The organism is uncultured Caulobacter sp. (genome assembly GCF_937900395.1).
Lineage (GTDB): Bacteria > Pseudomonadota > Alphaproteobacteria > Caulobacterales > Caulobacteraceae > Caulobacter.
On sequence record NZ_CALCDX010000014.1, the window covers coordinates 40,325 to 59,726 of the forward strand.

20 protein-coding genes are annotated in these 19,402 nt (G+C 67.5%); 2 read left to right on the top strand and 18 right to left on the bottom strand.

Annotation, left to right across the window (positions count from 1 at the left end):
- Positions 1-16 precede the first annotated feature (16 nt).
- The 4 genes from Q0379_RS01085 to Q0379_RS01100 form a co-directional block, all read right to left on the bottom strand.
- Complete coding sequence (locus tag Q0379_RS01085) at positions 17-1,213, bottom strand: HlyD family efflux transporter periplasmic adaptor subunit (protein ID WP_299003295.1); 1,197 nt, start codon at positions 1,211-1,213, stop codon at positions 17-19.
- A gap of 3 nt (positions 1,214-1,216) precedes the next feature.
- Positions 1,217-3,586 (bottom strand): FtsX-like permease family protein, encoded by a 2,370-nt coding sequence (locus Q0379_RS01090; RefSeq protein WP_299003297.1) that lies wholly within the window; start codon positions 3,584-3,586, stop codon positions 1,217-1,219.
- On the bottom strand, positions 3,583-4,314 hold the full coding sequence (locus tag Q0379_RS01095; RefSeq protein WP_299003299.1) for an ABC transporter ATP-binding protein: 732 nt from the start codon (positions 4,312-4,314) through the stop codon (positions 3,583-3,585). Before Q0379_RS01095 ends, Q0379_RS01090 begins: the two co-directional genes overlap by 4 nt.
- Before the next feature lie 313 nt (positions 4,315-4,627).
- Positions 4,628-5,473, bottom strand: coding sequence for a universal stress protein (locus tag Q0379_RS01100; protein WP_299003301.1), 846 nt, complete (start codon positions 5,471-5,473; stop codon positions 4,628-4,630).
- Positions 5,474-5,633: 160 nt separating this feature from the next.
- Here Q0379_RS01100 and Q0379_RS01105 point away from each other — a divergent pair, with 160 nt between their 5' ends.
- Positions 5,634-6,674: an AI-2E family transporter gene (locus Q0379_RS01105; protein ID WP_299003303.1), complete on the top strand. Its 1,041-nt coding sequence runs from the start codon at positions 5,634-5,636 to the stop codon at positions 6,672-6,674.
- On the opposite strand, the gene Q0379_RS01110 is transcribed toward Q0379_RS01105, so the two are convergent.
- The 13 genes from Q0379_RS01110 to Q0379_RS01170 all read right to left on the bottom strand — a co-directional run bounded on the left by Q0379_RS01110 (position 6,629) and on the right by Q0379_RS01170 (position 17,381).
- Positions 6,629-7,249: a DUF308 domain-containing protein gene (locus tag Q0379_RS01110; RefSeq protein ID WP_299003306.1), complete on the bottom strand. Its 621-nt coding sequence runs from the start codon at positions 7,247-7,249 to the stop codon at positions 6,629-6,631. The two genes, Q0379_RS01105 and Q0379_RS01110, sit on opposite strands and share 46 nt — an antisense overlap.
- 4 nt (positions 7,250-7,253) lie before the next feature.
- Complete coding sequence (locus Q0379_RS01115; protein WP_299003309.1) at positions 7,254-8,750, bottom strand: phospholipase D-like domain-containing protein; 1,497 nt, start codon at positions 8,748-8,750, stop codon at positions 7,254-7,256.
- Positions 8,747-9,808, bottom strand: coding sequence for a patatin-like phospholipase family protein (locus Q0379_RS01120; protein ID WP_299003310.1), 1,062 nt, complete (start codon positions 9,806-9,808; stop codon positions 8,747-8,749). Before Q0379_RS01120 ends, Q0379_RS01115 begins: the two co-directional genes overlap by 4 nt.
- Positions 9,809-10,269: 461 nt before the next feature.
- Positions 10,270-10,674: an OsmC family protein gene (locus Q0379_RS01125; protein ID WP_299003311.1), complete on the bottom strand. Its 405-nt coding sequence runs from the start codon at positions 10,672-10,674 to the stop codon at positions 10,270-10,272.
- 90 nt (positions 10,675-10,764) lie between these two features.
- Positions 10,765-11,190: an arsenate reductase (glutaredoxin) gene (gene arsC / locus Q0379_RS01130; protein ID WP_299003312.1), complete on the bottom strand. Its 426-nt coding sequence runs from the start codon at positions 11,188-11,190 to the stop codon at positions 10,765-10,767.
- Positions 11,191-11,201: 11 nt separating this feature from the next.
- The gene (gene arsB / locus Q0379_RS01135) at positions 11,202-12,272 is read right to left on the bottom strand and encodes an ACR3 family arsenite efflux transporter (protein ID WP_299003314.1); all 1,071 of its coding nucleotides are present in this window, start codon (positions 12,270-12,272) and stop codon (positions 11,202-11,204) included.
- A 27-nt stretch (positions 12,273-12,299) separates the two neighbouring features.
- A complete protein-coding gene (locus Q0379_RS01140; RefSeq protein WP_299003316.1) occupies positions 12,300-12,833 on the bottom strand; it encodes an arsenate reductase ArsC in 534 nt (177 codons plus the stop codon).
- Complete coding sequence (locus tag Q0379_RS01145) at positions 12,830-13,204, bottom strand: metalloregulator ArsR/SmtB family transcription factor (RefSeq protein WP_299003318.1); 375 nt, start codon at positions 13,202-13,204, stop codon at positions 12,830-12,832. Before Q0379_RS01145 ends, Q0379_RS01140 begins: the two co-directional genes overlap by 4 nt.
- Before the next feature lie 71 nt (positions 13,205-13,275).
- The gene (locus Q0379_RS01150) at positions 13,276-14,436 is read right to left on the bottom strand and encodes an MFS transporter (protein WP_299003321.1); all 1,161 of its coding nucleotides are present in this window, start codon (positions 14,434-14,436) and stop codon (positions 13,276-13,278) included.
- On the bottom strand, positions 14,433-14,927 hold the full coding sequence (locus tag Q0379_RS01155) for an arsinothricin resistance N-acetyltransferase ArsN1 family A (protein ID WP_299003324.1): 495 nt from the start codon (positions 14,925-14,927) through the stop codon (positions 14,433-14,435). Before Q0379_RS01155 ends, Q0379_RS01150 begins: the two co-directional genes overlap by 4 nt.
- Positions 14,924-15,664 carry an arsenical resistance protein ArsH gene (gene arsH / locus Q0379_RS01160; protein ID WP_299003327.1) on the bottom strand — a complete coding sequence of 247 codons (741 nt, stop codon included), beginning with the start codon at positions 15,662-15,664 and terminating at the stop codon, positions 14,924-14,926. Before arsH ends, Q0379_RS01155 begins: the two co-directional genes overlap by 4 nt.
- Before the next feature lie 58 nt (positions 15,665-15,722).
- Positions 15,723-16,049, bottom strand: coding sequence for a metalloregulator ArsR/SmtB family transcription factor (locus Q0379_RS01165; RefSeq protein WP_299003330.1), 327 nt, complete (start codon positions 16,047-16,049; stop codon positions 15,723-15,725).
- Between the two features lie 255 nt (positions 16,050-16,304).
- Positions 16,305-17,381, bottom strand: coding sequence for a PLP-dependent cysteine synthase family protein (locus Q0379_RS01170; protein WP_299003333.1), 1,077 nt, complete (start codon positions 17,379-17,381; stop codon positions 16,305-16,307).
- A 497-nt stretch (positions 17,382-17,878) separates the two neighbouring features.
- On the opposite strand from Q0379_RS01170, the gene Q0379_RS01175 reads away from it, so the two are divergent.
- The gene (locus tag Q0379_RS01175; RefSeq protein WP_299003338.1) at positions 17,879-18,514 is read left to right on the top strand and encodes a sigma-70 family RNA polymerase sigma factor; all 636 of its coding nucleotides are present in this window, start codon (positions 17,879-17,881) and stop codon (positions 18,512-18,514) included.
- Between the two features lie 14 nt (positions 18,515-18,528).
- On the opposite strand, the gene rpsI is transcribed toward Q0379_RS01175, so the two are convergent.
- The gene (rpsI, locus tag Q0379_RS01180; RefSeq protein ID WP_299003340.1) at positions 18,529-19,059 is read right to left on the bottom strand and encodes a 30S ribosomal protein S9; all 531 of its coding nucleotides are present in this window, start codon (positions 19,057-19,059) and stop codon (positions 18,529-18,531) included.
- Between the last annotated feature and the right edge of the window lie 343 nt (positions 19,060-19,402).

Consider the following 19,402-nt stretch of genomic DNA (forward strand, 5'->3'; position numbering starts at 1 on the left):
GCAGCGTCTGGAGCCCCTAGTTCGCCCGTGGCTTGAGCCGAACGCCGTCGCGGATCTGATCCGACGGGAACAGGACGACCTGTTCCTGGGCGCGGAGCCCCTTGAGGATCTCGGCCTCGCGATCGGTCATCGCCCCGACGTCCACGGGCGCCACGCGCGCCCGGCCCGCCTGAGCCTTGAACACCGCCCAACCGCCGCCTTGACGCACAAGGGCGCCGAGGGGAACCTTGAGCGCTCTGGGCTCCCGCCGCAGGAACACCCTGCCCCACAAGCGGTAGCCGGGGCCAAGGCTGGCCCAGCGCTCCGGGTCCCCGCTCATCTGCAGGAACACGAGAACCCTCTGCTCTTCAACACCGAGCGCGGAGACCTTGGTAAAGCCCTGGGGCTCGATGCGGCGAACCACGGCGGGCAGCGGCGCGCCGCCCCAGTCGAACACCTCCGCAGCCATTCCCTCGCGGACCTTCACGGCATCCTGGGAGAGAAACTCGATGGCCGCCTCGAGCCCGCCCTTGTCGCTGACCTCGATCAACGGCGCGCCGACGGCGACGGTGCGCTCGCTCTCCTGCAGCACCCGGGTGACATAGCCGGAGGCTGGGGCGTTGACCGCGACCGCGCCCCGGCCTTCTCTCTCGGGGCCGATCAGGGCCGCCCGCGCGACGCCGAGTTCGGAACGGCGCACGCCCAATTCAGCCTGGGCGGCGCGGACTCCCGCGCGCGCGGCGCGCGCCTTGTTCTCGGCGGTCTCCAGAGCTTGAGAAGAGGCGAAGCCCTTGCCGGCCAATTCACGCTGGCGCGCGAGATCGCCTTCGATTTGACGGGCGCCGGCGACTAACTGGTCCAGTTGCGCACGGGCGCTAGCGACGGCCGCGGTCGCGGCCGCGACGCTCGCCTCGGCCTGGGCGCGGGCTCGGGGATCAAGAAGCTCGGCCCCGGACGGCAGGATGCGCGCGATGATGGTCACGCCCTTCTCGACCCGATCGCCGACATGCAAGTCCAGGCGCTGCAGGCGTCCCGAAACCGGGGCCGAAACGACATAGGCCTCCCGTACGCGCGCATAGCCCTGATCGGCGACGCTGTCGGCAATGGGCCCAATGGTGACGGGGGCGAGCGTCACCGATACGGAGCGCGGCGCGACCATGACGGCCACGGCGATCACCGCCACGAGCAAAAGCGCCGCCAACAGAGCCCAGCGAGGCCAAGCGATCCTGTCCATCGTCTACTCCCGCGTCTTAAGAACGGCCACGAGGTCAAGCGCCCAGACGCGACGAGCAACCAAGCCGCAGGCTACGATCACGATAGCGAGGTAGACGGTGACCGCCACCGCGTAGCTGTCGACGTTGATGACAGCCGGCAGGCGAAGCTCCTCGCGCGAATAGGCGGCCACCAGTCCACGCGCTAGCGCCTGACCGCCTAGCGCGCCGATGGGAATGGCCAGGAGGCTCAGGATGATCAGCTCGCCCACCAGGACGTAGGCGCAGGTGACGGGTCCGAAGCCGAGCACCTGCAGGGTCGCTAGATCGCGCCCGCGTTCGGAAAGGGCGATGCGACAGGTGTTGTAGGCCACGCCAAACGCGATCGCTCCGGCGAAGCCGAGATAGAAGATGATCGCGGTCCGAAACGACTGGGCCATCACCAGGCGCCAACTAGTCACGGTGTCGTCGCGAGACGAGGCGCCGGCAATCTGCGGCGTGCGTTCGATAGCGCGGTAGAAGCCCGGCCGGGCGTCGGCCGCGACCAGCAACTCCGCGCCGCTGGCCAGATCGCCCTCGCCCATCACCCTGTTGAGCGCCGCGCGGCTCATGTAAGCGGTCAGCCCGCTGTAATCCCGCGCCAGACCGGTGATGGGCAAGAGCGCGCTCGGACCAGAGCCGTCGAGAACTTCCGTCCACACGGTGTCGCCGGCTCCCAGGCCAAGGCGGGTGGCTAGGGCCTCGCTGAGCACCAGGCCCCGACCTTCGAATGGCACGCGCCGCCCGGCCGCGTCGAGGGGACGATGGAGGTGGGATGTTGGCTCAAGCCCGAGGATGCGAACCGTTTCCTGACGGGCGCCGGCCTTTAGGCGAGCGGCCACGACGCGCGTGGGCTCGGCGGCGTAGACGCCTTGCCGTCGCGCCACGTCACGGACGGCCGCCACGTCCCTCGGCTCGACGAAGCTGATGGCGTCGCTCCAGCGCTGGACCCGATAGTAGGTCGCATCGACGACCTGATCGACGCCGTCGAACAAGAACTGCGTCCCGACCAGCAAGGCCAGGCTGGCCGCAAGGCCGATCGTCGTCAGCAGAGCGCGACCTGGAAAGCGCTCCAAACCGCGCACGATCATTCGGCTGCCCTGGTCAAACGCCTCTCCTGTCGTCAGGCGATCGAGCGGCGTGACAGCGTAGACGGCGGGTCTGGGCGGCTGCATGGCCACGGTTGGCGACACCGCTACAACGCGCCGCACGGCCGCCAGGGAGCCCGCGGCGGCCGCGGCCACCGAGACACCGGAGGCCGCGAGGAACGCGGTCCAATGGAAATGGACGCTCAGGACGGGAAATCGGAAGTAGGCGCGGTAGATGTCGACAATGGCGGCCCCGAGCGCCCCGCCGGCCGCTCCGCCCACTAGCGCCCCGACCAGGCCGATCGCGGCGGCCATGCGCAGATAGACCCACGCCACGTCCCGGTCGCGGTAACCGAACGCCTTGAGCAGACCGATCTGCTCTCGCTCCGCATCCACCAGACGGGTGACGACCAGATGGATGAGACTGGCGGCGACGATCAGGAAGACGGGCGGCAAGATCGAGGCCGAGGTGGACAGCTCCTTCAGCTCCGCGTCCAGAAAGGCGTGCGAAGCCTGGTCGGTGCGGGCGTAAGCGGCGCGCCCGCCGTAGGGCGCGAGCAAGCGGTCGACCTCGGCCAGCACGGCCGGCAAGGACGCGCCCGACGCCAGCACCAGGCTCGCGGAATTGAACGCCCCGCTCATTCCGCCCGCGCGCTCAACCGTCCGGCGCGGCGCCCACAACACCCCTTGGTGCGCGTCGTCTGGCATGAAGGACTCGGAGGACGGCACGTAGACATATTCGGGCGACAAGACTGCCCCCACGATCGTCAGGATGATTTCGCGGCCATTGATCGTGGCCTTGAGAGGTTCACCCAGTCGCACGCCGGCGGCGTCCATGAAGGTCTTGAGCGCCACCGCCTCGCCCACCCGCGTCGGATCCGGCATGCGGCCTCGCACGAGACGAACCTGGTTCAGGCTCCGCCCGGGATCGTCCGGCAGGGAGATCAGCCTCGCCGTCGCCGGGCGTTGGAGACCAGGCACGTCCATCAGACCCGACTGCACGATCCGGCTATCCGTGGCGATCACCCCGTTGATGGCGGCCAGATCACGCGCGCGGGAGATCGGCGCCCGCTTGGCGCTGGCGAAAACGTCCGCGAAGCGGGTCTCGGCGTAGAAGGTCCTCTGGGCCTCAGCCAGGGCGCGCTGGGCCGAGAAGGCCATCACCGCCACGGCGACGCCGCAGGCGATCAGCAGCGCGATGGCCCCCACTTGCCAGCGCATGCGCCAAAGATCGCGCAGCAGCTTGCGGTCGAGCGGCGCGGGCCTCACCAGCGCATCTCCCGTGGTGGAATCCGATGAGGATTGGTCGAGATTTCGGTAATCTGGCCATCGCGAAAGCGGATGACCCGGTCGGCCATCGCGGCGATGGACGCGTTATGGGACACGATCATCGTCGTGGCGCCGACCTCGCTCGCGACCTCGGCGATGGCTTCAAGCACCTGGACGCCGCTCTCGCTGTCCAGAGAGCCGGTCGGCTCGTCGCAGAGCAGCAACGCCGGCCGTTTGGCGATAGCCCGCGCCACGGCCACGCGCTGTTGCTGGCCGCCGGACAACTGGGCGGGGAAGTGGTCCATTCGGTCGGCCAGGCCAACGCGCGCCAAGGCGTCCTCAGGGCGCATCGGATTGGCGGCTATTTCGGTGATCAGGGCGACGTTCTCCCGCGCCGTCAGGCTGGGCACGAGATTGAAGAACTGGAAGATGAAGCCGACGTTCTCGCGTCGATACCGGGTCAGCGCCGCGGCGCTCGCGCTGGCCAGTTCGAATTCACCGAACCGGGCCGAACCAGACGTGGCGCGGTCGAGGCCGCCGAGGATGTTGAGCAGCGTCGACTTCCCCGAGCCCGAAGGTCCCAGCAGCACCAGAACCTCGCCGGCCGCGATCGTCAGATCAACGCCCCTTAGCGCGTGAACATCGCCGCCCCCTGTCGGATAGACCTTGCACAGGTCTCTGATCCGCAAGGCCACCCCCGCTGGCGGGTCCGGGTCGCTGACAGACATGGTCGACCCTCCCCGATCCACCGCCTCCCGTCATCTTCAGAACGAGAATGGCTTGGGCCTTGATCCTCCGCAATTCCTCGCCTTCCCGCCTAGGCGCCGACAAAGAGTTCCGCGAGCGCGATGGCGTTTGTCGGGTGTTCGATGGAGTCGGTCGAAATGAACTATTAGGCACGGCCTCGAGCCGCGCCAGCGCATCCTCGCCGAACACCGCGTACGACCACGCAAACCGGCGCGGCGAAGCCTTGCCGCTTGAGCGCCTCAGTCTCCACCGGCGCTGTTCGCCAATCCGCGGCGTGGCCGGCTATCCGGTCGCTCAGTGCGATAGAAATAGCGCGGTGGGCACATTGCGCAGGACGTGGTCGGTAGCTCCGCCCATCACGAACTCGAGGATTGGCGCGCGGCCCGAGGCGCCCATGACCAGGATGTCGGCGGGCGTCCGGGCGAGATAGGTGTCGATCGCCCGGCCGATGCTCACATCCGAGGCGTCGATTTCGTCGACGGCCGCGTGGATCCCGTGGGCCGCCAGATGCCTAGCCGCCTCGGCGGCGAGCCCCGGCTTGGCCGCCACCTTCTCGTTGACGAAGGTGACGATCCTCACCGCTCGGGCCTGCTCGAGGATCGGTAGCGCGTCAGCCAAGGCGCGGGCGGCGTGGCGACCGCCATCCCAAGCCACCGCGACATCGCCCACCCGCCCCTCGGCCAGCAGCGGCCTTCCGCCCATGACGACCACAGGTCGGCCCGATGCGAAAATGATGCGTTTTACCCACTCGACCTGCTCGTCGAACCGTTCGGCGAACGCCGCCAAGCACAGGTCGCGGGCGCGGACGCGCTGCGCCACGCTATCGTCGGCCTTGAGGAGATTGATCCGGTGGATCTCCGCGCCCGCGAAGACGCCGGCGGCGCGGGCGGCGCTCTCGAAACGTTGAACGGCTTGGCGACAACTGGCCAAGCATGAATCTTCCCAGTCCCGCTCCAGCCCGCCAAGCTTGATCAACGCCTCGGCGATGGCGTTCCTGGACAGAGGAATGTCGACCTGTAGGGCTAGCACCGCAAGCTCCGCGTCCAGAACCTTGGCGAAAGCGACCGCCTCCTCGATGGTCTGGTCGGGGGTGGAGGCCGGGTAGCTGTCGATCTGCAGGAGAATGTCCCGGAATCGCATGACTGAGTGCCCTTGGCCCGCGCGCAAATCCGCCACTCTGGAACGCACGCCCTGGCAAGCTAGCGGAGGTCAGCGGCTACGCTTTGACCCAGCTCAAGCTTGATGAACGATCTTGACCGGGATCAAGGCTGGCGGTGATCGCGTGAGGCTAGCTGCCGACATGAGGTCGACGAGCCCAACACCCTCGCCTAGCGGCTCGGTCCAGCACAACGTCGTGCTGGTCGCCGCCATCATCGGCTTGGCCTTGCTGGCGATCCGCTTGGCCAACGTGATTTTGATGGCGTTCGGCGCCGTTCTGGTCGCCGTGCTTCTGCAGGCGATCGCCGAACCGCTACATCGTCGTCTTGGCCTGCGGCGCCCCCTGGCGTTGACGCTCGCCGTCGTGGTGGTGGTCGTCTGCGTCGCGGCCACAGTCTGGATCTTCGGCCGACAGGCCGAGGCGCAGTTCATCGCCTTGAACGATGTCCTGCCACGCGCTTGGAATGAGCTGGACACGCGGCTGTCCTCGACGCCGTTCGGCGGCGCGGCTCTCGCCAAGCTGGAGCAATGGCGCGGGTTCGAATGGCTGGTAAGCCTTGGCCCCAAGCTCGCCGCCGACGCAGCCGGAGGTCTCGCCGGGACGATCATCGTGTTGTTCGCCGGCCTTTATCTGGCTTACCACCCCGCCTCCTACGTCGATGGCGTACTGATGCTCTTCCCGCGTCCCCGCCGGGAACGGGCGAGACAAGTGCTGGACCAGATCCATCGCGCCCTGCGGCAATGGCTTGTCGGTCAGCTGTGCTCCATGGCGCTGGTCGGCGTCACCACCGGAATCGGCCTGGCGGTCGTGGGCGTCCCCTCCGCCGCCGCGCTCGGCCTGATCGCCGGGATCGGCCAGTTCGTTCCGGTGATCGGCCCGATGGTCGCGCCCCTGCCCGGACTTCTGGTCGCGCTCGAAGCCGGTCCGCAGACCCTGCTCTGGGCCGGGCTGGTCTATCTGGTCTCGGCGCAGCTCGAGGCCAACCTGATCACGCCACTGGTCTTGCGGCAGCTGGCGCAACTGCCGATGGCGGTCACCCTGTTCGCCGTGCTGGCCATGGGCGTCCTGCTCGGCCCTCTGGGTGTCCTGTTCGCCACGCCGCTCGCGGTAGTCGCCTACGTCCTCGTCCGCATGATCTATGTGGAGGGCGTCCTTGGCGAGGTCCTAGGCCCGCCGGCCTGAACGGCGCTCGCCAGCCCCCGCCCCGCACGGCGGCTCCCCAGGGAGATCAGCGCCGCGCCGGTGCTGGCCAAGGCCAGACCCAGGAAAATCGCCGTCAAATCCCGCGCCCGTCCGGCGCCCGCCACCGCGACCCCGGCCAGGCCGCTGGCGATCGACGAGGCCAGCACCCAGCGCCAGACGCGCGCGGGCCGCAGATCCAAGGCCAGAACGAGCTCGCTGGCGCCGTCGAGGATCAGGACCGCGGCGATCAGCAGCGTGGCGGCCATCAGACCCACCTCGTGATGGAAGAATAGGAAGGCGCCGGCGACAACGGCCGCCAAGCTCGCCACGATCCCACCCCACAGGGACTTGCCCGTGGCGATCAGTAGCGACACGAGCAACATCGCCGCGCCGAACAACCAAAGCAGCCACCCGGCGGCGGCTCCGATGAGCAGCGGCGCGACGTGCGGCAGGGCGACGGCGGTGAGGCCGGCCACGATCAGCGCGCCGCCCAGGCCGGTCAGGGCCCTGCGGTGGCGCCGCGACTTCGCGGCGATCCGCCGGGCCGGTCCGATCGATGCGCGTTTCTTCGTCATAGCTTCATCCGGCGCCGTCGCCGTCGCCGAGCTTGCAGGGCGCCGCCGCCACCGTCCAGCCCGACGGGCCAGACGCGTCGCGCGGCCACGGAAGACGGCGGCGCGCCTTGACCAGTCGCCAACTCTCGGTCGCACGCGCTGGATCGCCCAGCCGCCAGGCCGATACGATGGCGCCCCACCACCCACTCCGCCCCGGCCTGATCGGCCGCAGGCGCCCTGGGCCGTTGAGCGCCTCTATCGCGTCGATGAGCCTGCCTTGCTCGCGCCGAGTCGCGGCGAGCCTCGCTTCGGAGACGCCGAGATAATGGGCCAAGAGAACATCGCGCAGCTGAGCAACCTCACGCCGGGTTCTCGGATCCCGCGCTTCGATCGCGACTTCGCATTCGGTGTCGAACCCCTCGGCCCGATTGTTGAGGTTCGCCGAGCCGACACGCGCGACACGATCATCGAACAGGCTGACCTTGGAGTGCACCACGATCGGCCTGCCGCGAGCCGTATTCGGTGCATAGACGCGAAAGCGGCCATGCTTATCCGCCGCGAGCAGTCGCCGGATCAGCGGCGCGCGGGCCGGATCCATGGTGAGTCGGTCGAACCAGCTTGGCGCCCTCCCGGTGAGCACCAGGATCACTTCGGGCCCCTCTGGTTCGGACAGCCGCAGCGCCAGAGCATCCGCCAGCAGCTGCGAGGTGAAATACTGGTTCTCTAGATAGATGACCTCCCGCGCGCTGGCGATGCACGCCAGGTGAAGCCGGAGGATCTCGTCGATCAGCGGCCGGCCCCGATAAGCCGGTTCGGTCCGCGCGATGGCGACCGGCGTGTCCGACAGGTGAGCTGACTGGTCCTGAGGCCATTCGGCCCCGCTGGGCTCAGGTGCGAAGTCATCGCTCCAGGCGCGGGCCCATCGCGTCCTGAAGAGATCGGCCAGGGCGGCGGCGGCCGGCCCCTCGACCAGCACCATCACGTCATGCCGCGGAGCGTGGCGAGCCTTGTGCGGCAGGATCCGGCGCGGGTCATCGTCGTGGTGCCAGACCGTATCCCAGCGGTTCGCGGCGATATCGGCGCCGCCGCAGAACGCGATCTCGCCATCGACGACCACGACCTTCTGGTGGTGGCACGCTCCAAACGGGATCTCGCCATCCTCGCGATATCGGACGGCCGTATCCTGGAACGCCTTACGCGCCCGATGCTCCAGGATCGCGTGGCTGCCGTTGACCGAAAGGGTCGACTTCCAGATCAGCACGCGCACGTCGAGGGCCGGGTTGGCCTCGGTCAGGCGAATGAGCACCTGTCCGATTTCATCGGGGTCGTTTGGCCCCTCGTGACCGTCGGGCGCGAGGCGCGTGCGCGGGTCGAAGGCCCATCCCAGGATCCAGATGGACTGCTTGGCCCGTTCGAACGTCTCCAGCAGGGCGGCGTAGTAGGCTTGGGCGTCGATCAGGAAGGCCAGCCGCCGGGCCGCCTCCACACGCCAACAGGTTTCGCCCGGGCGCAAAAGGGTCATAGCCGGTTCACAAGCTCCTCCCACGGCTCCAGCCGCACGGCCGGGGCTTGCCAGAAGCCTTCCGCCCGGGCGGCGGCGCAGCCAGCCTCGAACGAGGACTTCATGGCTTCCGTGTCGAAGTCGAGCATCGCGCCGTTCGCCGTGGCGGCTGACGTGTCGGGAATAGAAGCGACGCTCAAGGGGATGTTGTTGCCGATACAGAAGGCGGTCGCGACGTTCAGCGCCTGCCGATAGGAAACGCGCAACATTGTATCGAAGCTGCGGACCAGAACCGCGGCCAGACTTGGCGAGGTCGTGCGTGGCGAGGGAACGATCACAGTGTTGATAAGGACGTAGATGCGCCCCCGTCGCAATCGCCGCCCCACCCGGCGCCATCTCAGCAGGGCTTCGGGCAAGACGAAGAGCGGAGCGGTGACGCCCCCGTCGACGTGTAGCTGGTCGAAGGGCTCCCCCGCCGCCTCGCAGCGGATCAGGCGCGGTGGAAACAAGCCCGGCAGGCTCGCCGACGCCGCGAGGATAAGCCGGAACATTTCCACCGCCGAGGGGCCGCCTCGACACGCGATCTCGCCCATGTCCCAGATGGCGGGCGTTTGGCTGTCGAGATCGGTCGTGGCGATCAGCAGGCGACGACCGCGGCGATGCTCGGCGGCGATGGCGTCGAGCATCGTTTCGTCGACGAATGGGGCAATCAGGCCATCAAGGCTCTCGGCCGCGAGCAGACCACCCTGAAACACGCCCGCCAACGCCGTCCAGCGAAACTGCTCGGCGGCCCGCCCCCCGGTATAGGCCTCTTTCAGACGATCATCCCACGCCGAGCCCAGGAAGGCGAAAGGCGCGATGAGGGCTCCCGTGCTAACGCCAGTCACGATATCGAACCGGGGACGACGTCCCGCCAGGCCTAGGCCGACGAGCACTCCGGCGCCGTAAGCGCCGCCAGCCGCGCCGCCGGAGATCGCCAGGACGTTGAATTGCTCGCCGCCGAGCCGAGGATGGGGCAGAGCCAGGCGCTCGGCGGCGGACTCGAGGGACGCTTCCGCCTCCTCGAAAGTCAGTCTCACGCCGGGGAAGCCGAGCGGTTGGACCATTGCCGATGGCGGCGCGGGCAACCGTCGCGGCCAGAGTTCATCGAAAGCCCAGTCAAACTTGCGATCTGACACCACAGCCTCGCCAAATGGTCTGGGCGAAGTCCATCCATATGGACCGTTCCATCAGGTACGAACTTCGGCAAGCTTGGCTTGATCGAGGTCAAAAGACTCGCCGTTGTCTCAGGCGGTAGCCGAGGAGGTCGCCCTCAGGCCGCTCCCTCACCCGCGGGCGGTGTCCCCCAACTCCGAAAATCGCTCGCGCCGGCGATCTAAATGTCCGCTTGGCGTCCAAAAGCCAAGGCGTCCTTCGCCCCTTGGCGGACCCTATCCCTCTCCCCTTGTGGGAGAGGGCGGCCGCCATCCACCCCAGACAGACGATCGGAATGTCAGATTAAGGGCCGGCGCCCGGTTTCGTCTGTCACGCTCTGCCGTTGTCATTTCAGGGCCTGGATGACCCCTTCCAGTTTCGTGGCGAGCGCGACGGTATTGGAGATCGTGCCGTACTTGCGCACGTTCTTGTGCAGCAGCTCCAGCCGCTGCTCGCTCTCATCGGTGTCCACGATCAACACGTAGTCGACCGACGTGATCAGCGGCGGGGCATCCTGACGAACCGCGTGCAGCCGAACCTCGACCCCGCGAAGATCAAAGTCGAGCATTGGGGTGACGCGTTCGATGCCCTTGATCATGCAGGCGGCGATCGCGGCCAGGAAGAGTTCGGCGGGATTGAAGGCGTCCGAACGGCCGGCCAGATCGGTGTCGAGCACGACCGCGGCGGCCTTGGCTTCCGCCACCGAGCCGTGCTGGTCAACGCGTCGGGCCGTAACGCGATACTCAAGCATGAGCATTCTCCTGTTCCGCGCGGAGACTAGCCCCGCGCTGAACCACGTCCATGATCGAGCGCAAAGCGCGCCTCCGCTGCCATGTCGCCCTTAGGGGCGAGCCGACAGGTCGACCACCTCGCCGTCTTCCTTGGTGAAGCCAGTGGGGTGACGATCGAGGAGATCGAACACCACCTCCGAGGGCCGGCAGAGCTTGACGCCGCGCGGCGTGACGACCAGCGGTCGATTGACCAGGATCGGATGGGCGACCATGGCGTCGAGGATCGCATCCTCGCCGCTCCCCTCGGCGGTCAGGCCAAGCTCTTCGGCCGGCGTGCCGCGCGTGCGCATCAATTGGCGGAAGGTCAGGCCAGCCGCGCCGGCCAGGTCGCGCAGCTGCGCGTGGGTCCAGCCGGCCTGCACATACTCAATGACCTTGGGCTCGTAGCCGGCGGCGCGGATCATCGCCAGGACGTTGCGGGACGTGCCGCAGCTGGGGTTGTGGTAGATCACCACCGGGAAATCAGGGTCGCTCATACGTCACCGTCCTACGCTTTGAAGGCTGTGTCGCCGCGCGCGGCGGCGACCTTGCGCACGGCCTGACCGCGCTCGTACCAGGGCTTGGAGGCGTTCACGATCGCCACGATCGACAGCATCACCGGCACCTCGATCAGCACCCCGACCACCGTGGCCAGGGCCGCGCCCGACTGGAAGCCAAAGAGGCTGATGGCGGCGGCCACCGCCAGTTCGAAGAAGTTGCTGGCCCCGATCAGGGCCGAGGGCCCGGCAACGCAATGGGCCTCACCGCTGACACGGTTGAGCAGATAGGCCAGGCCCGAATTAACATAGACCTGGATCAGGATGGGCACGGCCAGCAAGGCGATGACCAACGGCTGCCTGAGGATCTGCTCGCCCTGGAAGCCAAACAGCATGACCAGGGTCGCCAGCAGCGCCACGATCGACAGCGGCTGCATCACCGACAGAAAGCGGTTCAAGGCCGCCTCGCCCTTGGCAAGCAGGACCTTGCGGATCAGCTGGGCGGCCAGCACCGGCACGACGATGTAGAGCCCCACCGACAGGGTGAGGGTCGACCAGGGCACGGTGATGGCCGAAAGCCCGAGCAGCAGGCCGACGATCGGCGCGAAGGCCACGACCATGATGCTGTCGTTCAGCGCCACCTGGCTCAGGGTGAAGTTCGGCTCGCCCTTGGTCAGGTTGCTCCAGACAAAGACCATGGCCGTGCAGGGCGCGGCGGCCAGCAGGATCAGGCCGGCGATGTAGCTGTCGATCTGGTCGGCCGGCAGATAGGGCCTAAAGAGCTGGCTGATGAAGATCCAGCCCAGCAACGCCATCCCGAACGGCTTGACCAGCCAGTTGATCAGCAGGGTCACCGAGATCCCGCGCCAGTGGCGCGCGACCTGGCCCAGGGCCGCAAAGTCGACCTTGATCAGCATCGGGATGATCATCAGCCAGATCAGGGCCGCCATCGGCAGGTTGACCTTGGCGATCTCGGCTGCGGAGATCAGATGGAAGACTGGCGCGAAGACATGGCCCAGCGCGACGCCGGCGACGATGCAAAGCCCAACCCACACGGTGAGGTAACGTTCAAAGATGGACATTCAGGATCCTGGTCGGGCGGCGAAGGACTAGGCGGCGCTCTCGTCAGGCGCGACCGACTTGCCGATCTCGTCGAGGCGCTTCTGCAGCGACAGCCGGTCGAGCGAGGCCATCGGCAAGGCGCAGAAGAGCGTGATGCGGCTGTTGAGCTGGCGGTAGGCCTCGGCGAAGGCCAGGGCGATCTCCGCCTCGGAGCCGCCGGCTTGGCCCGGATCGGGGATTCCCCAGTGGGCGCTCATCGGCTGGCCGGGCCAGATCGGGCAGATCTCGCCAGCGGCGTTGTCGCAGACGGTGAACACGAAATCGAGCTCGGGGGCGTCGGGGTTGCTCTCCCGCGAGAACTCGTTCCAGCCCTTGGAGCGTAGCTGGTCGGTTTTGTAGTTGAGGCGCTGCAGCAGGCTGATGGCGTGGGGATTGACCTTGCCGCTCGGCATCGAGCCGGCGGAATAGGCCACGAAGCGCCCCGCCCCGACCCGGTTCATGATACTCTCGGCAACGATCGAGCGCGCCGAATTGTGGGTGCAGAGAAAAAGCACGTTGTAAGGACGGGTCTGGGCGGTCATGGCGTCGTCTCCAGGGTCGTGAGGCAGGTCCCGTCGCAGGCCGCGGCGCGGGCCAGGATATCGCTCAGCGGCGCGCAGACCTCCGGGGCCCCGCCGCAGCAGTCGTCCATCAGGAAGGCCAAGAGCTGCGTCATCGCCCCATAGCGAGCGGTGTAGATGATCGAGCGGCCCTCGCGGCGCGAGTCGATCAAGCCGGCGTGGCTGAGGATATTGAGCCCCGAGGACAGGGTGTTGGGGATGATGCCAGTGGTGCGGGCGATCTCGCCGGCGGCCATGCCGCCCTGCCCGGTCCTGACCAGCAGGCGGAAGATCGCCAGGCGCCCTTCGTGGGCCAGGGCGCTGAGCGCGGTGACGGCGGCTTTTGATTCCATAATTCGAACATACTCGAATAATAAGAAAGTTCAATGACACGCCGCGCCTTCGTCGGCGTGATCAAATCGCCTTAAGCGGTCTCTGCCTGTCGGCTCGACAGCGGCGCCATCAGCGCCAGGGCCGTGAGGCAGGCCAGGCAGGCGGCCATCAGGGCGACGATCGGCGAGATCCCCATCGCCAGGGCGAAGGCGAACGGGGCCAGCGCCTGGGAGAGCCGGCCAGGCATGGCGATCAGCCCCAGGCGCGCGCCGTATCCGCCCGGCCCAAACAGCGCCAGCGGCGCGCTGCCGCGGGCGATCGTGAAGAGCCCGTTGCCCGCCCCGTAGAGCGCGGCCAGCGCCATCAGGCCCAGGGGGCCGCTCACCAGGACCAGGCCCGCGCCGATCGGCAAGAGCATGACGGCGATGCGGGCGGCGTTAAGCGGATGCAGCCGCCGCGCCAGACCCCATTCGGCCAGTCGCGCCAGGACCTGGGCCGGCCCGACCAGGGCGGCCGCGGCGAGCGCCTGGCCTGGCGTCGCGCCCAGCCCCTTGAGCAGTAGCGGCAGCTGAGCGCCCAGGGCCGCGCCGACCGCGCTCATCGCCGCGAAGGCGCTGGCCAGCAGCAGCACCGCCCCAAGCGGCGGATTGGCAGGGACCCGCGCCGGACGGTCGACCGCCTCACCGGCCTCTCCAGGCCCGGCGGGCAAGGTGAGATGCAGCGGCAGGGCCAGCGCCAGCTGCGCCCCGGCCCACATCAGGCACGCCGCGCGCCAGCCGTGGTGCTCAGCGGCAAGGGCGGTCAGCGGCCAGCTGATCGTGCTGGCGAAGCCGGCGATCAGAGTCACGCCGGTGATCGGCCCGCGCGCGGCCGCGCCAAACCAACCCACGAGACCGGCGAAAGCGACGTCGTAGAGACCCAGCGCCATGCCAAGACCCATCAGCGCCCAGGCGGCAAACAGCAGCCACGCCCCTTGGGCCAAGGCCAGGGCGATCAGGCCGGCGGCCAGGACGAGGTTGGAGAGGATCAGCACGCCGCGCGCGCCGTGGCGATCGACGCGCCGGCCAATGCCTGGCCCGAGCGCCACCGTCACCAGGAGCGCGCCGGCATAGGCGGCGAACACCGTTGGCGTGGCCAGCCCCAGATCCTTGGCCATCGGCGCGGCCAGCACCGCCGGCAGATAGGCGCTGGACGCGTAGCCTAGGGTCTGGGTGACGCCCAGCCGGAGCACCGCGGCGCGCGGGCTGATCACGCTTCGATCAGGCGCTCGACGGCGACCACGTCACGCCAGACGCCATCGAGCTGGCCATGGCGCTGGTGGACCCCGACCTCGCGAAAGCCCTGGCTGCGCAGGAGGCCCAGACTGGCGCTGTTCTCGACGAAGACCCGCGACAGCAGCTTGTGCAGGCCCTGCGCCCTGGCCGCCTCGATCAGGGCGGCCATGGCGTGCTTGCCCACGCCCGTCCCGCGATGGTCGCGAGCGACATAGACCGAGAACTCGGCGATGCCGGCGTAGCAGCAGCGATCCGAATAGGCGAAGGTCGCCGCGTAGCCGACCACGTTCTGGGCTGCGTCGACGACCACCACCACCGGCAGACCGCTGGCCAGCCAGGCCTCGATCGCTTCGACGCCGCGCGGGCTCGTCTCGAAGGTGGCGATGCGATCCTCGATGCCCTGATTGTAGATCCTGGTCATGGCCGGGGCGTCGGCCAAGGTGGCGGCCCGGGTGCTAAGCCCGCTCATGCCACGACCTTCGCCGCCTCGTGCTCCATGGCCTTGGCGCCGAGCAGATGTTCATGCGTCTCCCGCCCAGCCGCCTTGCGCTCGCTATAGCGGTCGACCAGGTAGTCGGCGCGATCGCGCGTCAGCAGGGTGAACTTGTAGAGCTCCTCCATCACGTCGACGACGCGGTCGTAGTAGCTCGACGGCTTCATGCGATCGTTCTCGTCGAACTCCTTGTAGGCCATGGCCACCGAGGACTGATTGGGGATGGTGATCATCCGCATCCAGCGGCCCAGCAGGCGCAGGGTGTTGACCGCGTTGAAAGATTGCGAGCCGCCGCTGACCTGCATGACCGCCAGGGTCTTGCCCTGGGTTGGCCGCACACTGCCGATCTCCAGCGGAATCCAGTCGATCTGCGCCTTCATGATGCCGGTGATCGCCCCATGGCGCTCGGGACTGCACCAGACCTGCCCCTCGGACCATTCGGAGAGCGCCCGCAGTTCCTGGACCTTGGGATGGTCGGCGGGGGTGGCGTCGGGCAGCGGCAGGCCGGCCGGATCGAAGACCCGGGTCTCGGCGCCCATCGCCTCGAGCAGGCGCTGGGCCTCGAGCACCAGAAGCTTGCTGAACGAGCGCTCGCGCAGTGACCCATAGAGCAGCAGGATGCGGGGCGGATGGGTCGAGACCGTGGCCGGCTCGAGCTTGGCGAGACTGGGCCGATCGGCGAAGGCCGGGCTGAGGGCGGGAAAGTCGGTCAAGCGGCGGGTCCCTTCATCACGAAATCTCTAGAAAACTGGTGACGTGAAGCCAAAAAATTCAGGCGGCGCTGTCTTGAGCGCAACCCAAGCCCAGGCCCGCGCAGCAGTTCTCCGTCAGGTAGGCGGCGAGCGCGTTCACCCGGCCATAGTCGGCCGTGCAGATCAGCTCGCGACCGCGCTTCTCCTGGCGCACGAGGCCGGCGCGCGACAGGGCGGCCAGGTGATGGGCCAGGGTCGAGGGCGGGATGTGGCTCAGCCGCACGAGGTCGGTGACATTGGCCCCCTCGTCGCCGGCCCGCACCAGCAGCCGAAAGACGCGCAAGCGAACGGGACTTCCCAAGGCCGAGAGGCCGGCGGCGGCGTCATCTTCGGTGAGCTGCGACATGACACAACGATATTTCTAGAAAATTCGTGATGTCAAGCCGCGCAGCGGCGCGATGGCAACGGTTCGTCGATTTCATCCCGGCGCGGGAACATCGCCCGGCCAGCGCCGCGTCCTCTAAGGCGCGATCGATCTCAACAGCCAGCCCTTGCCGGACCGGCTCGCCGTCGGCCTGAGCGCCGAGGAAGCTCGGCTTGTGCTGCAATGGCGCCCGTTCAGCTTGAGCGAACAGTCCAGGCCGCCAGCCCCCTCCCGCGGCTAGAGCGCTCGCCAGCCGAGCAGTTCGACCTCGGGGGTCAGATAACCTGCCCGCACCGGCTCTTCCTGGGCCAGGGCCGTGGAGAGATAACGGGCGTGGTTGTCGCACAGCACCGTGGCGACGCGGGCGTCGGGCCGCTCCTCCAGCACCTTGATGGCGGCCAGCAGATTGGCGCCGCTGGAGATCCCCACCCCCAGGCCCAGCTGCTGGGCGACCTTCTGGGCCATCAGGATGGCGTCGCCGTCATGGACGGCGATCACCGGGGCCAGCTCGCTCAGCTTGACGATGTCGGGAATGAACTCGTCGGAGACGCCCTGGATGCGGTGATGGCCGACCTTGTGGCCGGTCGACAGGGTCGGCGACTCGGCCGGCTCGACGGGATGGACGGCGGCCGACAGGCCGCGATCGCGGAACAGCCGGCCAAAGCCCATCACCGTCCCGCCGGTGCCAACCCCGGCCACGAAGGCGTCGGGGGCCAGGCGATGGGCGGCCATCTGGGTCAGCAGCTCCTCGGCGGTGCCGTGATAGTGGGCGCGCCAGTTGTCGTCATTGGCGAACTGCCGCGACAGGAAGGCGCCCTTGGCGCTGGCATAGGCCTCGGCCATCTTTACCGAGCCGACGAAGCCGCCCTCGGCCTTGGAGACCAGGCGGATGGTCGCGCCGTGGCTGGTCAGAAGCGCCCGGCGCTCCAGGCTCATCCAGTCAGGCATGAAGATGGTCACCGGATGGCCCAAGGCCCGGCCCAGGGCCGCCAGGGCGATGCCGGCGTTGCCGCTGGTGGCCTCGACGATCTCCTGGCCGGGCGCGAGCTCGCGCCGCTCATAGGCCGCGCCGATGATGCTGCAGGCCATGCGGTCCTTGATACTGCCGGTCAGGTTATAGAGCTCGGCCTTGGCGTAGACAGTGGCCGGCCGGCCGCGCCAGGTCAGGTCGATGGCCAGCAGCGGCGTGCGGCCGACCAGGCCCGCCATCGCCCCGAGCGCGGCCAGGGCCTGATCGCAGCCGCGCCCCGACGGGGCCTGCGGCGGGGTGGCGAAACGGTGGGAGGCGGCCAGGCCGATCGAACCCGCGAGCATGACAATAACCCTGCTTAGGACATGACCAGGGCGCGGCGGCGGGTCGGCGCGCGCGCCTTCCGCGCCCTTCGCGCCAAGGCCGTCAAACCTGCCGATCGCCCCATCAAAAGTCTTCACCAATTTTCCCATGAATTGGCGCTCATACGGTGATTTTTTCCCAATGCCATGATGCCTGATAGATCGCCATCGAGCGATCAGCCGCCAAGACACCCGGTTTTGGCGAAGGCCCCCTGCCACTCAGATTCCCACCACTAGCTCCATCGATCGCAGAAAAACCCACACCTGGCGATAAACGCCAAATTTTCTCCACCTAAGGCGCGCGAGCGCGGGCCAGTTTGGGAAGACATCACAGCCGGGCCTGTGGAACAGTTTCATGACGGTGAGGCGTGGCTGGACCCTTGAGACGACCGCAGATCAGGGGGCCGGCGCGCATCAGACGATAACGACAGCTTTGAGATTAGTTACACGATCGACGAGCGTACTGGGGGCGTTTGAAATTGTCGCAGACCGCAGCACCGGCTCACGAGTACATGGCCAATGCCGCCGCACTCGACAGCCTTCTGACCACAAGTCCGGCCGATTACTTCTGGCGCTTCGCGCCTGAACTGAGGAGCTATCTAGCGCGGCGGCTCGACAGCAGCGAGATCGACGACGTCATCCAGGACGTGATGTTGAAGCTGCACACCCGCGACGGCCGCTGGGACATCCGCTTTCCCAAGCGCTATTTCTACCAGGTGGTCCGCACGACCCTGGTGGATCTCTATCGCCGAAACCGCTCGCGCTGCGTCCAGCACCATTGCGAGCTGTCGCCCGAGACCCATCCGCGCGACGAGCTCTCGCCGATCCGCATCCTGCAGGCGCGCCAGGAGATGGCCGCGGCCCGCGAGGCCCTCTCCCAGCTGCCGGACCGCACCCGCGAGATCCTGCTGGCCGTGCGGGTCGAGGGCCAGAGCCTCAAGGCCGTGGCCGCCCGTCACGGCATCTCCACGAGCGCCGTCGAAAAGCACATCACCCGCGGGCTCAACGCGCTGTCGGCCCAGCTCCATGACGTGGACGAGGCGTTCGGCGAGGCCTGGGGGACCAGCGCGCGCCAGCGCCGCCTGGCGATCGCCTCGTCCCCGCGCCTCAGCTAGCGCGGGTCCCGCGCTCAGGCCCTAAGCCGGCCCAGGAAGGCGCGGGTGCGCGCCTCGCGCGGGTCTTCGAAGAAACGGGCCGGCGGGCCGGCCTCGAGGATCTTGCCCTCGTCCATGAAGATCACCCGGTCGGCGACGTCGCGGGCGAAGCCCATCTCGTGGGTGACGACGATCATGGTCATGCCCGAGGCGGCCAGGCCCCGCATGACCTCCAGCACCTCGCCGACCATTTCCGGATCCAGCGCCGAGGTCGGCTCGTCGAACAGCATGACCTTGGGGGCCATGGCCAGGGCCCGGGCGATGCCCAGTTTAGCCGCTTCGGCCTGGCCTTTAACGCCCCCGCCGGTTGCATTAACCACCACGCCGAATTTATCAACCGACTCAACGGTCTTCAGCGGCGCTTCTACCTGGTTTTGCAGGTATACCAGCGGAAAATATGTTTTATAGTCTTTGCCGTTCACGGTGATCTTACCATCTCCTTTCGACAGGAAGATACGGGTTACCGCTTCTTTTCTACGGCCAACTGCATTTTTTTGCTTTTCCATTATTGCTTATTGGTAATTTGATTGTTTGAATTAGAATTTCAGTTCTTTGGGCTGTTGCGCACCATGCGGATGTTCGGCACCCTGGTATACAAACAGTTTTTTGTACATCTTACGGCCCAAACGGTTCTTGGGAAGCATTCCTTTAACCGCTCTTTCGATCAGCACCTCGGGCCTGCGCTTGATCAGGCTCTTGGCGGTTTCTTCTTTCCGGCCTCCGGGATAACCACTGAAGGTATCGTAGATCTTTTCGTCCATTTTGTTACCGGTAAACTTTACCTTTTCGCAGTTGGTAACAATGATGTAGTCGCCGCAGTCAGATCGGAAGAGCACACGTCTGAACTCC

Bases quoted from the DNA above. Each gene is read 5' to 3' on its own strand.
- arsC (WP_299003312.1), bottom strand. From the start codon at position 11,190: ATGAGCGACCCTGATTTCCCGGTGGTGATCTACCACAACCCCAGCTGC.
- Q0379_RS01115 (WP_299003309.1), bottom strand. From the start codon at position 8,750: ATGACCCTTTTGCGCCCGGGCGAAACCTGTTGGCGTGTGGAGGCGGCC.
- Q0379_RS01085 (WP_299003295.1), bottom strand. From the start codon at position 1,213: ATGGACAGGATCGCTTGGCCTCGCTGGGCTCTGTTGGCGGCGCTTTTG.
- Q0379_RS01145 (WP_299003318.1), bottom strand. From the start codon at position 13,204: ATGGAATCAAAAGCCGCCGTCACCGCGCTCAGCGCCCTGGCCCACGAA.
- Q0379_RS01165 (WP_299003330.1), bottom strand. From the start codon at position 16,049: ATGTCGCAGCTCACCGAAGATGACGCCGCCGCCGGCCTCTCGGCCTTG.
- Q0379_RS01105 (WP_299003303.1), top strand. From the start codon at position 5,634: ATGAGGTCGACGAGCCCAACACCCTCGCCTAGCGGCTCGGTCCAGCAC.
- arsB (WP_299003314.1), bottom strand. From the start codon at position 12,272: ATGTCCATCTTTGAACGTTACCTCACCGTGTGGGTTGGGCTTTGCATC.
- rpsI (WP_299003340.1), bottom strand. From the start codon at position 19,059: ATGGAAAAGCAAAAAAATGCAGTTGGCCGTAGAAAAGAAGCGGTAACC.
- Q0379_RS01140 (WP_299003316.1), bottom strand. From the start codon at position 12,833: ATGACCGCCCAGACCCGTCCTTACAACGTGCTTTTTCTCTGCACCCAC.
- Q0379_RS01100 (WP_299003301.1), bottom strand. From the start codon at position 5,473: ATGCGATTCCGGGACATTCTCCTGCAGATCGACAGCTACCCGGCCTCC.
- Q0379_RS01110 (WP_299003306.1), bottom strand. From the start codon at position 7,249: ATGACGAAGAAACGCGCATCGATCGGACCGGCCCGGCGGATCGCCGCG.
- Q0379_RS01170 (WP_299003333.1), bottom strand. From the start codon at position 17,381: ATGCTCGCGGGTTCGATCGGCCTGGCCGCCTCCCACCGTTTCGCCACC.
- Q0379_RS01095 (WP_299003299.1), bottom strand. From the start codon at position 4,314: ATGTCTGTCAGCGACCCGGACCCGCCAGCGGGGGTGGCCTTGCGGATC.
- Q0379_RS01125 (WP_299003311.1), bottom strand. From the start codon at position 10,674: ATGCTTGAGTATCGCGTTACGGCCCGACGCGTTGACCAGCACGGCTCG.
- Q0379_RS01155 (WP_299003324.1), bottom strand. From the start codon at position 14,927: ATGAGCGGGCTTAGCACCCGGGCCGCCACCTTGGCCGACGCCCCGGCC.